We start from the raw sequence: 12,187 nt of genomic DNA, 5'->3' as shown, positions 1-12,187 counted from the left end.
TGCGGAATACCTGCCTGCAGCGCTTGCACCGTCCCTACGCCAGTATGAACTGGATCAGGTTCAACGGGTCACTGCGCTGCGAAAGCCAGCAGAATCTCAGCCCCTTGTCGGGACCCCCCTGGTGAATGTCCCAAGCAAAGACGTTGCCGGTCGATTTGTCAACCGGGGTAAGTTGGGTAAGTCAATTCTTACCTATTTTGCGCGTTGCACAAAAAGAAACGGCGGGGTTTTGCCCCGCCGTCCGGAACGCCGTCAATGCGAAGCCTATTCGCGCTCGCCGGTGAAATTAAGCAGCAACTGGAAGATGTTGACGAAGTTCAGGTACAGCGAAAGTGCACCGAAGACGGCCATCTTCTGCTGCGATTCCTGGTCGATGTTTTCGGCATATTGCTGCTTGATGTTCTGCGTGTCCCAGGCGGTGAGGCCGACGAACACGACGATGCCGATCACGGAAATCGCGAACTGCAGCGCGCTCGAACCAAGGAAGATGTTGACGATCGAGGCGATGACGACACCGATGAGGCCCATGATCAGGAACGAGCCGACCTTGGCGAGATCACGCTTCGTCACATAGCCGTAGAGGCTCGTCGCGCCGAACATGGAGGCGGCGATGAAGAAGGTGCGGGCGATGCTCGTGCCGGTGAAGACGAGGAAGACGGACGCAAGCGACAGGCCCATGACGGCGCAGAAGGCCCAGAAGGTCATCTGTGCGGTGCTGGCCGACATCGTCTGGATCTTGAACGAGAAGAAGAAGACGAAGGCGAGCGGCGCCAGCATCACCACCCACTTCAGCGGGGAGGAGAAGATCGGCACGTAGAGGGCCGGCGTGGAGCCGACGATGAAGGCGACGAGGCCGGTGATGACGAGGCCGGCGCCCATGTAGTTGTAGACGCGCAGCATGTGCTGGCGCAGGCCCTCGTCGAAGAGGGCGGCCGACTGCGCCTGCGCGCCGTAGCCAAATCGCTGTTGTACAGGTTCCATCATGAATCTCCTTCGGTATGGATGCTGTTGTTCAGTAGAGCGTGCGGGAAAGGTCCCGCGCGGTTTCCGCCAGATCGTCGGCCTTGCGGCTTTCGGATACCAGCGCATAGGCGACATCGCCGATCTGCCAATAGGCGGCGCGGGCATTGTCTGCGTGGAAGAGCAGGACGTGCTGCACGGCAAACGAGCCGGGGCGCACGGCAAAGAGCGACAGGCGCTCGTCCTTGTTCGGCTCCAGCACCAGTTCGACGCTCGGGCCATAGGCCGAGGGGAAGACCTGCGTGTCGATCACGCCCCAGCTCTTGGGCAGATCCGGCAGGATGATCGCCGTCGCCGAGCGGATTTCCGCCGGATCGAAGGTTTCAGTTTCCGGCTGCGAGGTCATCGTATCGCGCAGCAGCGTGGTCTTGTGCGCCCGCACGGCTTCTTCCACGAAGGCGGGCGGTGGGGTGGAGGCCACGACCTCGGTTGCGCCGAAGGGGCCGAGTACGGCATGGGCCGTCCAGCCTGCGGCAACGAGAAACGCGATGGTGGCGGCGCGGCGGAAGGCCGAGGAAAAGCGGCGATGCGAAAGCGAGCGCTCGAGCAGGCGCGCGGCATCGCGCGTTGCCTCCCGGGTCACCGTGCGGTGGTCGGCAAGCGCAAGACGCAGCTCGTCGCGCACGCGAAGGTCCCGCATGACCTGCGCTGCGGTCTCTGGCCGTTCCGAAAGATAGGCCTCGACCTCGATGCGCCGGCCGACGGCGAGCTGGTCGTCGACATAGGCGTTGAGATCGGATTCGAGGATGGGATCAGTGCTTGTCATCGCCGGTACCTCCAACGATTCTGAGATGCGTGACGGGTGCGGCGGTGCCGCTCTGTTCGAAAGCACGCAGCCGCTGGCGGGCGCGCGCGACGCGGGACATCAGCGTGCCGACGGGGATGCCCAGCGTCTCGGCCGCCTCCTGATAGGAAAGCTCCTCGATCGCCACGAGATGCAATGCCTCGCGCTGGTCTTCTGCAAGCGCGAAGAAGGCGTTGCGCAACTGCGTCAGGCGCACCGAATGGTCCTGGTTCGCCGGTACGGAGGTTTCCGCGATTTCGGCCGCCGCGTCGTGGCGGCGTTCCTGCGAGCGGCGCTGGCGCAGGCGGTCGATATGGGCATTGTGCAGGATCGACATCAGCCAGTTGCGCACGCTGGCGCCGGTGCGGAAGGTCGACTGCCGCTCATAGGCCTTGACCAGCGCATCGTGCACGAGGTCTTCGGCCTCGTCCGGATTGCGGACGAGCGACAGCGCATAGCGCCGAAGCGCCGCAAGCTGTCCGATCACGTTGAAGCCCGGTGTCTTTCCGTTCATGCCCCAGTATACGAGAGCCGGGCGACCCTCATTCCATCGCTTTCAAAAAAAATCACAGCCAGTTGAGGACGACGGCGGCGAGCGCGATGTAGCGGCCGAACTTGGCGATGGAAACGACAAGCAGGAAGCGGGCAAACGGCTCGCGCATGATGCCGGCCGCCACCGTCAGCGGATCGCCGATGATAGGCACCCAGCTGAGAAGCAGGCTCCACCAGCCGTATTTGCCATACCAGTTTTTGGCGCGATCGAGATTCCTGGCGCTCACCGGGAACCAGCGCGCCTCCCGGAACCGCTCCACGCCGCGGCCGAGCAGCCAGTTGACGACCGAGCCGAGCACGTTGCCGATGCCGGCGACGAGGATCAGTGCGGCGGGTGCGTAACTTCCCGTTGCCAGCAGCCCCGCAAGAACAGCTTCGGACTGGGCCGGCAGGATGGTCGCTGCGGCGAAGGCGGCGAGGAAGAGGCCCCCATAGGCTGCCAGCAGGCTCATCGTTTTACGGCAGTTCTGTCAGCGCCATTCGGGCCGATGATTGCGTGGCCGTCCATACCGTACTCCGTCCGGCTGCCGGGATGGCGCCTGCCTTTCGAGGTAAACGGTGTCGGTGATCCGGGAAAGCCCGCTGCGGCTTTTTCCTTGAAACGCGACGATCTGTAGCCGCGAAATGGCCGCATGAGCGGCCTCCGCCGCAGGACCGGCGTAGGGCACGACGGCGGCAGCCGGCCTCTCAGCCGGCTGCCGTTCTTCTGATCCGCTCAGCAGAGAGCTGCGCGGTTCATCAGCATGATGTCGCTCGTCGTCAGCGCCATGCGCGACGGTTCGTCGATCTGGTCCAGCACGGCCCGCAGTGCCTTGTCCAGGCAGAATTCGGCGACTTCCGCATCCAGCGTCTTTGCCGATTCCAGCGCGAATGCGACGAGACGCGCGAGCGCCATCAGCTCCGCCCCACGGTCTTCCGTCTCAATGCTCTCGATGTTCATGTGTTCCGCCCCCGGAGCAATACTCACTTTTAGTCCCCGCTGAACTATAGGCGTGACTTTCAGGTTCCGCGCGTGACTTGAGCGTGACACACGCGGAATGGGAGAATGCACTTTCTGTCATGTATCGGGTTGTTCCGTGGCGGTACGCCATAGGGTGGTCGCGCGAAACGTCCAGTTGCCGCATTTTACAGGCCCTTTCGGAAGAAAACCCGACAGTTCTGACACGAGGGCGAGCGCATCCTCCCGCTTCTGGTCCACGGTGGCTGCATGGAGAAGTTGCAAAAGCGCAACCGGGTCTTCCGCGGTGTCCGCGGTTTTGAGGATCGTGGACCAGGTACGATCCTTGTAGAAGAGCCCGCGCGCGGCATCACGAAGGCGCGACAGGTCGCCTTCGTCGAGGGCCTCCAGGCGTTCCAGCGTTGCTTCCACATTGACGAGCGGAAGCGAGAGCGCTGGATAGCCGAGTTCGGCGGGACCATGCAGCAAGGCGACGTCGGCATCGTCGACGCGCCGTCCACTTGCATAATCCGCATAGATGCGGCCGATGCCGATCATGCCGAAGCTGTCGCATTCGGCGGCGCGCAGCGCACCCATGCTGGCCGCGCCGAAGACCGCCACGCCTGCCTCGAGCGCATGGAGGACTTCCTTGTGCCAGACCGGCGCTACATGTTCGAAATTGCCGTCGACAATGCCGATCGCCGTTGCGCCGGCGCGCACTGCGGCCAGCACGTCGCCATGCGCCGCCGGCGGGCGGGCATCGATCCCAGGGCCGCAAAGGGCGGCCGCATCGGGCAGGCTCGGGCCGGCAAAGATGATTTTCATGATGTTCCGAACAGCATGCGGGAAAGCGCTCTGGGGCCGATGGCGTGTCGGCGCGCGCCTTCCGGATTTTCGAGCGCGGGCACGACCAGTTTGACGACCGAAACGGGGAGCGATGCATTGCCGAGCGGCACCGCCACGACCGTATCGATGCCGGAAGTGGCCAGCTTCTCCAGGCACCAGGAAAGCAGCGCCGCGGTATCGCCCGATGGGACCGCATAGGTTCTCGCGCTGCCGGGCGAGGCCTGGAAGAGCGCGAGTGTTTCGGGCGCCAAGGGCCGGGTGAATGTCTCGGCGAAGAGATCGTCCCGCGCGCCGCTGATATTGGTGAGGCGCGACTGAGCGACCTCGGTCAGCGCCCGGATGACGGCACGCGCCGCGACGGGATGGGTGCCGTAGCCGATGGTGGCATCGTGGAAGAGCGGTTGCTTCTTTGCAAGCAGGCCGGCTTCGCCGAGCACGGCCGCATAGGTGGGAAAGGCAAGGTCGCTGGTGATGTCGAAGAGCCGGAGGTCGAGACCCGCCAAGGCAAACTGCGCGACAAGGGTTTTGACGACCGGGTCGGCGATGGCGTCGGGATCGATGGCAGTCGCCAGGCGGCTGTCACGTGGCAACAGGCGCCAGAGACGGTCGGCATCCCGCTCGATGCGCTCCAGCAGGCCATGGAGGATCGCTTCGGTTTCGTCGTTTCCAGAAGCGAGACCGTCGGACGATTGCCAGAAGCGCGGCGCGGCATCGGTCCGGTCCAGCACGACCGCCTGTCGGGGCACCCAGACGCGTGCGCTCGTGATGACATCGTACCCGGCCAGCCAGTCGAGCGTTTCGTCTTCGGTTATGAAGGGCTGTCCGGCCGCGACGAAAATGTCGAGCGGCAGGCAGGTCTCGCCGTGCAAGGCGAATTCCCGTCGTGATGCCCGCCGTGCCGGGACAAGCGGTTCTCCCGCCACGGCCCGTTCCAGCGCCTCCATCGCGGCGGAGACCTTTGCGTCCATATCGGTGAGGCCCTTGCCCTGATTGATGACGATCGAGCGGGCATTGGGACTGACGGCATTCCAGACCGGGATGCCGACCCGGTCGAGCCCTGTCAGGCGGGAAAGTCGTGTGATGCCGAACCGAGGCAGAAGCGCCTCGATCCGGCTCCAGGTCTGTTCCGGGCTGCATATACGGTCCGAATAGGCCGTCATGGCCGAATATTCACTTGTCCAGGAAGCCGCCGGAAGCGTCCAGGAAGCCACCGGAAATGGCGTCTGCGGAAGAAGCCAGTGCGGCGAGGTTGACGCCCTTGGTGATGGTCGCGCCCGCCTTGCGCAGGTCGTCCGCGGCCTTCAGTGCGCCGGTTGCCGGCGCGGCGATCTTCGTGACGGTGCCGGCATCGAGATCGGCGACCCAAAGATCGTCATCCCCTTGCACACCCAAAACGATCAATCTTGTCATTCCTGTCCTCTCCTGTGTGGTTGAACGCTCAGAAACCTGCTTTTTTCAGCCCTTCGTAGTAGTGCTTGCGCTGCCACTCTTCCTTGATCGGAACGATTGCCATCCAGGTTTCGATATCGAAGTCTGGGTGGATCGCGTAGGTGCGGCGGATGAATTTCCGTGCCTTCTTCATGTCGCCCAGCATGGCCCAGCAGGCCGCGGCAAGGCGATGGACAGGCTCCTTGTCCTTCATACGGGCGATGTAATCGAGTGCCTGCTCATAATGGCCGAGAGAATAGCTGGCGCTGGCGGCTGTCCAGAAATATTCGTCGGGTGACAGGGGGTTGAGTTCGATTGCATGCTCGATCTTCCGCAGGCCGATATCCGGTCGCGACGCTTGGACGAGCGTGTCGGCGTAGCTGGCGATGACATTGGCATAATGCGGGCTCAGCGCTTCGGCGCGGTCGAGATAGGCGACGCTTTCGTCGAATTGGCGGGTATAGAGCTTGACGACGCCGAGTTCGCGGTAGCCGGCGGGCAGGCGCTCATCGGCCCGGATGGTTTCCTCGGCGTGGAACTCGGCATGGCGCAGCAGGTCTTCGTCGCCGCGGGCCGTGACCAGCCACTCGAGGAAGTAGCTGCGGGCAAGGCCGCCCATGGCAGGAGCGAAGCCGGCATTGAGCTGCAAGGCCTCGCGAAAGCTCTTTCGCGCGCGGCGGATGTCGCGCAGGTCGAGCTTCTTCAAATGGCCCTGACCAACCAGGAAGCTGAGATAGGCACCCGCATCGCCTTCGTAGTCGCCGCGCACCAGTTCGTTGCGTTCGATTTCCGTGGCGATCGCGCCGGCGACCTGGTGGGCGATCATCTGGCGCGACCGGGCGAGCCCCGCGGCGGACAGGGGAAAGCGTTCTGCCCAGATAACCTCGTCACTGCCGAAGAAGATGAGCTGGACGAACAGCGTATGGCCGTCGCCCTCATCACGAAGCCGTGTTTCGAGGATGTAGCTGATCTTGTGGCGCTCGTAGGTGGTGGCTCTGTCGGACTGGAGCGAAATCTGCGCAGCGGTATGCGGGGCGATGATCGAGATCGAACGCAGGGCACACAGCCCGATCGTGACGTCCTCGATCAGCGCTTCGGAAAAGCGTGCGGCAGTCCGCGAGGTGAAGGTGGTGACGGGGGGCAGCAACACGACGCGCGGCGGATTCTGGCGCGGCAACGACATGTCGGCCCCTTCCGCAACAAGCATCCGTGTGGAGGGTTGAGGCGTCATGAGGACGGCAGCAGGCTGGCGGCCAATCAGGATCGCGCGCACCTCCTCGTCCTCGGGGCTTGCCTCCAGCAGGCGCAGGGCTGCCATCGAATGAAACTGCCGCGCCGGACCGCTAGGCGCCGTTTCCAGCAGTGCGGCGCGGAGTTGCGCCATGTGAGCCTGCCGTTGCAGCGCGATCCAGCTCGCAAGGGCACGATTGCCCGGCCTGACCTGTTTGAGGAAATCTTCGGTCAGGACGCTGGCCAGCTGCTCCAGGCTCGCGCCCTCGCGAACCCTTTCCACATCGCTTTCGACGGGCTCCGACCCAAGTGCGATCGTTGTATCGGTGAAGGTCAGGTAGGCCCGGGCGAGTTCCCGCTGACGCTTCTGCACGCGCGCTACGGTTTGCCGGAGACTGGCATAGGCGGCGGGAGCGTTCGTGTTGTCCCAGAAAAGGCTGACTGCGTCGGCCCTCGGCATATCCGTCAGGCCGCGCGTCAGGAGGTAGCAGAGGATCAGGAGCGCCTTTTCGGGAAAGGCAATCTCCTCACCGCCCTCATCGAGCAGGCGCAGATGACCGAGCGTCTGCAGCCGTGCTGGCATTTGCAATCAGATCCGCAGTTCCGGTACGCTGTCCGCGCGCTCGTTTGCATGCTCGCCGACGCTCGCCTTGGAGAGTGCGGTCGCCAGGGCGATGATCGACTTGCGCACGCCGGTATCCTCGATTTTCAGGAAGGCGCGGTTGAGGTCGAGACCCTCCTTGGAGGAAACGAAGGTGGACACGTCGCCGGTTTCATGGCCGACACCCGCGTTCGGGCCGGCATTTTCATCGTCCTGGAAGAAGAAGCTCGGCGGCACGCGGAAGACGTCTGAAATCGCCTGGAGGCGGCTGGCGCTGATGCGGTTGGTGCCCTTCTCGTATTTCTGGACCTGCTGAAAGGTAACACCCAGCCGGTCGGCAAGCGCTTCCTGGCTCATGCCGACCATCAACCTGCGCAAGCGGACGCGGGAGCCGACGAAAACGTCGATCGGATTCGGTGTTTTCTTGTTCATGAGACTTTCTCCCCTTTAGGACATGCCGGGGCATGGCGAGATACGAGTATGCCGTCATTTTGCTTGAATCGACGCCCCGATGCAACTGTCGGGAACCGGATTTCATCCCTACCGTAACGTGAGGCGACGTGTATTCTAGATGTCGTAGCTCTGCGGTGCGCTGAGCGAGGCGATGAATTTTTTGGTGCGTTCTCGCTCCGGCGTCGAAAAAATGGTGCGGGGCGGGCCCTGTTCGACGATCACCCCGCCATCCAGGAAAACGACGGTATCGGCGACGCGCGAGGCAAGACGCAGGTCGTGCGTCGCGATCACCATCGTCGTGCCTTCGCGGGCAAGCCGGCTCAAGACTTCGACCACTTCCTCGGCAAGCTCCGGGTCGAGCGCCGAGGTTGGTTCGTCGCAGAGCAGGACGCGCGGCGACGGGGCAAGGGCGCGGGCGATGGCGACGCGCTGCTGCTGGCCGCCCGAAAGCGTCGCCGGCCAGGCTTCCGCCTTGTGCGCCATGCCGACCTTTTCCAGCAGCTCGAGGGCACGGGCGCGCGCCTTGTCGGCCGGCCATTTGAGGACCGTCACGAGCCCTTCCATGACATTGGCGATCGCCGTCTGGTGCGGGAAGAGCTGGAAATTCTGGAACACCATGCCGGTCTGGCGGCGCAGCTTCTGGATCGCCGGCCACCCGACCTTGCGGCCCGGTGCAAATTCGATCGCCTCCTCGCCGAGCCGGATCGAGCCGGAGGTCGGCGTTTCCAGCAGGTTGATGCAGCGAAGCAGGGTGCTCTTGCCGCCGCCGGAGGGGCCGACCAGCGCCGTCACCGTTCCTTCGGCAAGCTGCAGGCTGATATCGCGAAGGACGTGATTGTCGCCGAAGCGCTTTTCAATATGCGAAAGTTCGATCATGTGCGGGCCTCCAGGAAGCCGCCATAGCGGGCGAAGCGCTTTTCAAGCCGTACCTGCAGGGACGAAAGCACGGAACTGAGCGCAAGATAGATCAGTGCGGCCTCGATATAGAGGATCAGCGGCTCATAGGTCGTCGCAACGATGCGCTGTGCGGTCTGGAACAGTTCCGGCACCGTAACGGCGGCGGCGAGCGAGGTGTCCTTCACCAGCGAGATAAAGGTGTTGGACAAGGGCGGTACGGCAACGCGCGCCGCCTGCGGCAGGATGGTGCGGCGCATGGCCTGCGACCAGCTCATGCCGATCGAGTAGGCCGCTTCCCACTGGCCGCGCGGCACGGAGGAAATGACGGCGCGGATGATCTCCGACGTATAGGCCCCGACATTGAGCGTGAAGCCGATGAGGGCGGCCGGGAATGCATCGAGCAGGATGCCAAGGCTCGGCAGGCCGTAGAAGATGACGAAGAGCTGCACCAGAAGCGGTGTGCCGCGGATCACCCAGACGTAGAAGCGCGCGATGTCGGAGAGGGGCCGCGGGCCGAACAGCCGCGTGACGGCGGTAACGAGACCGAGCGCAAGGCCGAGCACGAAAGAGGCGAGGGTAAGCGGAATGGTGAAGACGAGCGCCGCCCAAAGCAGGGGGGCAAGTGAATCCAGCATCAGTTGAAGCCACGGCGGCACGGGGATCATCCTCCGAAATGCGGCTGGCCGGAGGTGATCCCCGGCCAGCTGGTGAACTATCTATATTCGAGGAAAGGGCCGCCGCGAAGCGGTCCTTGCAGGACTTACTTGGAAACGTCCTGGCCGAAATACTTGTCCGAAATCGCCTGGTAGGTGCCGTCGGCCTTGATCTCGGTCAGCGCCTTGTTGATCGCTTCCAGCAGTTCCGGCTCACCCTTGCGGATGATGACGCCGGAATATTCGGCGGCGTCCTGTTCGGCTGCGATCTTCACATTGGCGTCGGGCTTGTGCTTCTTGAAATCGAGGAAGGACAGGCTGTCGTTGATCGTGGCGTCGGCGCGACCGGTCAGGACGAGCTGGATCGACTGGTCGAAGCCATCGGTGCCGACCAGCTCTGCACCGGCCTCCTGGGCCAACTTGCCGAAGTTGCTGGTCAGCGACTGGGCGGATTTCTTGCCCTTGAGGTCGGCGAAGCCCTTGATGCTGTCGTCGTCGGCGCGCACGATCAGAACGGCCTTCGAAGCGATGTAGGGTTCGGAGAAATCGTATTTCTGCTTGCGCGCCTCGGTGATGCCCACCTGGTTGATCACGGCGTCATAGCGCTTGGCGTCGAGGCCGGCGATCAGGCCGTCCCACTTGCCTTCGAGGAACTCGGCCTTGACGCCAAGCTTGTTTGCGATCGCTTCGCCGATCTCGACGTCGAAGCCGACAAGCTTGCCGCTGGTGTCGTGGAACGTGAAGGGCGCGTAGGTGCCTTCGGTGCCGATTTTCAGCGCGCCGGCCGACTGGACGGCGGCGAGGTTTTCGCCGGCAAGGGCCGGGGCGAAGACGGCAACCTGGACAGCCGCAGCGGCGGCGAGGGTCTTCAACCAGTTCATCTTTGGACTCCGTTTCTGGCTCAACTGTTCGATGGGCGATCAATCGCAGAAATCCCTGCAGAACGATGGGCAGAAAACTGCGATTTGTTCGGGAAAACGCAAATATTTTTCTCATTCATTGCTTCAAGATAGGCACCGGAGGACAGGCTTCAACCGGCCCGGCAGGACATTCTCAGGTTGAGTTATCGCTGTGCGTTTCCTGTTTTTAGGGTCTTGCCAAGCGCCGAAACACGGACAATTGATGGGTACCCAGAAAAACAACGGGGAGGAAAAAAATGGCAAACAGACTGATTGGCTTTCGTGCAGCACTTCTGGCCGGTGCGATCCTGCTGGGGGCAAGCCCGGCGCTCGCCGAAGCGGTGCTTCACCGCGGCAATGCCGGCGAACCGCAGACCCTCGACCAGGCACACACGTCCATCAACATCGAAGAGTTCATCCTGAAGGACCTCTATGAGGGCCTGACGATCTATGACGCCGCCGGCAAGATCGTTCCCGGCGCGGCCGAGAGCTGGACTGTTTCGGATGACGGCACGGTCTATACGTTCAAGCTCCGCGAAAACGCCAAATGGTCCGACGGCTCGCCCGTGACCGCGGAAGACTTCGTCTTCTCCTTCTCCCGCGTGGAAGACCCGAAGACCGCGGCCGGTTACGCCAACATCCTCTATCCGATCAAGAACGCCGAGAAGGCCAACAAGGGCGAGGTCGGCCTCGATCAGCTCGGTCTCAAGGCCGTCGACGCCAAGACGCTGGAAGTGACGCTGGAACGCCCGACGCCGTTCTTCCTCGAACTGCTCGCGCACCAGACGGCGCTGCCGGTCTCCAAGGCGAGCGTCGAGAAGAACGGTGCCGATTTCGTCAAGCCAGGCACGATGGTTTCGAACGGCGCGTTCAAGCTCGTCAGCCACGTTCCGAACGACAATCTCGTCGTCGAGAAGAATGCGGAATACTGGGATGCCGCCAACGTCAAGCTCGACAAGGTGATCTTCTACCCGATCGATGATCAGGCCGCGTCCGTCCGCCGTTTCGAGGCGAAGGAAATGGACCTCGTCTACAATTTCTCGGCCGACCAGATCGGTCGCCTGAAGACGAGCTATGGCGAGCAGGTCCACGTTTCTCCGACGCTCGCGACCTACTACTATGCCTTCGATACCCGCCAGGAGCCCTATAGCGACGTGCGCGTGCGTCAGGCGCTCTCCATGGCTGTCGATCGCGACTTCCTCGCCAAGGAAATCTACTCCGGTTCGCAGCTTCCGGCCTATTCCATGGTGCCTCCGGGCATGCAGGGCTACGAGCCGGCGATGGCCGATTTCGGCGCTCTCTCCCAGCTCGACCGCGAAGACAAGGCGCTCGCACTGATGAAGGAAGCCGGTTATGGCGAGGGCGGCAAGCCGCTGAAGATCGAGATCCGCTACAACACCAACCCGAACCACGAGCGCGTGGCGACGGCGGTGGCCGACATGTGGAAGAACACCTTCGGCGCCGAGGTTTCGATGGTCAACCTCGACGTCTCCTCGCACTACGCCTACCTGCAGGAAGGCGGCAAGTTCAACGTCGCGCGTGCCGGCTGGGTCGCCGACTATGCGGATGCGGAAAACTTCCTGGCGCTCAGCACGAGCGGCAACAAGACCTTCAACTACGGCCAGTTCAAGAACGACGAATACGACGCGCTCATGAAGAAGTCGTATGAAGAACGTGATCCGGCGGCGCGCGCCAAGGTTCTGCACGAAGCGGAGGCGGTGCTGATGAAGGAACAGCCGGTCGCACCGTTCCTGACGCAGGCCGATCTGTGGCTTGTCTCCAGCAAGGTTCAGGGGTGGCAAGACAATGCCGCCAACCAGCACCTGAGCCGCTTCCTCAGCGTTTCTGAATGATCCGCTGCCGGTGCGTGGCCTTCTAGGCCGCGCA

General features: G+C 63.1%; 14 protein-coding genes and 1 riboswitch. Of the genes, 1 reads left to right on the top strand and 13 read right to left on the bottom strand.

What is annotated here, in order from left to right; translation table 11 throughout:
• Positions 1 to 13: 13 nt before the first annotated feature.
• Positions 14 to 130: riboswitch (TPP riboswitch) on the bottom strand.
• A gap of 134 nt (positions 131 to 264) precedes the next feature.
• The 13 genes from WA950_RS22095 to WA950_RS22035 all read right to left on the bottom strand — a co-directional run bounded on the left by WA950_RS22095 (position 265) and on the right by WA950_RS22035 (position 10,282).
• The gene (locus tag WA950_RS22095; RefSeq protein ID WP_424553894.1) at positions 265 to 981 is read right to left on the bottom strand and encodes a Bax inhibitor-1/YccA family protein; all 717 of its coding nucleotides are present in this window, start codon (positions 979 to 981) and stop codon (positions 265 to 267) included.
• Between the two features lie 31 nt (positions 982 to 1,012).
• A complete protein-coding gene (locus tag WA950_RS22090) occupies positions 1,013 to 1,786 on the bottom strand; it encodes an anti-sigma factor family protein (RefSeq protein ID WP_424553893.1) in 774 nt (257 codons plus the stop codon).
• Positions 1,773 to 2,318, bottom strand: a complete 546-nt coding sequence (locus WA950_RS22085; protein ID WP_424553892.1) for a sigma-70 family RNA polymerase sigma factor — start codon at positions 2,316 to 2,318, stop codon at positions 1,773 to 1,775. The genes WA950_RS22090 and WA950_RS22085 overlap by 14 nt, the downstream gene beginning before the upstream one ends.
• A 52-nt stretch (positions 2,319 to 2,370) precedes the next feature.
• A complete protein-coding gene (locus WA950_RS22080) occupies positions 2,371 to 2,808 on the bottom strand; it encodes a YqaA family protein (RefSeq protein WP_424553891.1) in 438 nt (145 codons plus the stop codon).
• 263 nt (positions 2,809 to 3,071) lie between these two features.
• A complete protein-coding gene (locus WA950_RS22075; protein ID WP_424553890.1) occupies positions 3,072 to 3,296 on the bottom strand; it encodes a hypothetical protein in 225 nt (74 codons plus the stop codon).
• A gap of 117 nt (positions 3,297 to 3,413) precedes the next feature.
• Positions 3,414 to 4,118: a TfuA-like protein gene (locus WA950_RS22070; RefSeq protein ID WP_424553889.1), complete on the bottom strand. Its 705-nt coding sequence runs from the start codon at positions 4,116 to 4,118 to the stop codon at positions 3,414 to 3,416.
• Entirely contained in the window at positions 4,115 to 5,299 is a 1,185-nt protein-coding gene (locus WA950_RS22065) for a YcaO-like family protein (RefSeq protein ID WP_424553888.1), read from the bottom strand. The genes WA950_RS22070 and WA950_RS22065 overlap by 4 nt, the downstream gene beginning before the upstream one ends.
• 10 nt (positions 5,300 to 5,309) lie before the next feature.
• A complete protein-coding gene (locus WA950_RS22060; protein ID WP_424553887.1) occupies positions 5,310 to 5,549 on the bottom strand; it encodes a hypothetical protein in 240 nt (79 codons plus the stop codon).
• A gap of 28 nt (positions 5,550 to 5,577) precedes the next feature.
• Entirely contained in the window at positions 5,578 to 7,380 is a 1,803-nt protein-coding gene (locus tag WA950_RS22055) for a hypothetical protein (protein ID WP_424553886.1), read from the bottom strand.
• 6 nt (positions 7,381 to 7,386) lie between these two features.
• Positions 7,387 to 7,830: a helix-turn-helix domain-containing protein gene (locus WA950_RS22050; RefSeq protein ID WP_424553885.1), complete on the bottom strand. Its 444-nt coding sequence runs from the start codon at positions 7,828 to 7,830 to the stop codon at positions 7,387 to 7,389.
• Positions 7,831 to 7,965: 135 nt separating this feature from the next.
• Positions 7,966 to 8,727 (bottom strand): amino acid ABC transporter ATP-binding protein, encoded by a 762-nt coding sequence (locus WA950_RS22045; protein ID WP_424553884.1) that lies wholly within the window; start codon positions 8,725 to 8,727, stop codon positions 7,966 to 7,968.
• A complete protein-coding gene (locus WA950_RS22040) occupies positions 8,724 to 9,404 on the bottom strand; it encodes an amino acid ABC transporter permease (RefSeq protein ID WP_424553883.1) in 681 nt (226 codons plus the stop codon). Before WA950_RS22040 ends, WA950_RS22045 begins: the two co-directional genes overlap by 4 nt.
• A 104-nt stretch (positions 9,405 to 9,508) precedes the next feature.
• Entirely contained in the window at positions 9,509 to 10,282 is a 774-nt protein-coding gene (locus tag WA950_RS22035; RefSeq protein ID WP_424553882.1) for an amino acid ABC transporter substrate-binding protein, read from the bottom strand.
• A 275-nt stretch (positions 10,283 to 10,557) separates the two neighbouring features.
• Between WA950_RS22035 and WA950_RS22030 the strand changes: the two genes are divergently transcribed.
• Entirely contained in the window at positions 10,558 to 12,153 is a 1,596-nt protein-coding gene (locus WA950_RS22030) for a peptide ABC transporter substrate-binding protein (RefSeq protein WP_424553881.1), read from the top strand.
• Positions 12,154 to 12,187 lie beyond the last annotated feature (34 nt).

The sequence above is a fragment of the Shinella sp. genome (assembly GCF_049651085.1).
Taxonomy (GTDB): domain Bacteria; phylum Pseudomonadota; class Alphaproteobacteria; order Rhizobiales; family Rhizobiaceae; genus Shinella.
The sequence above is the reverse complement of the archived record's forward strand: the minus strand, read 5'-3'. Positions and strand labels throughout refer to the sequence as shown.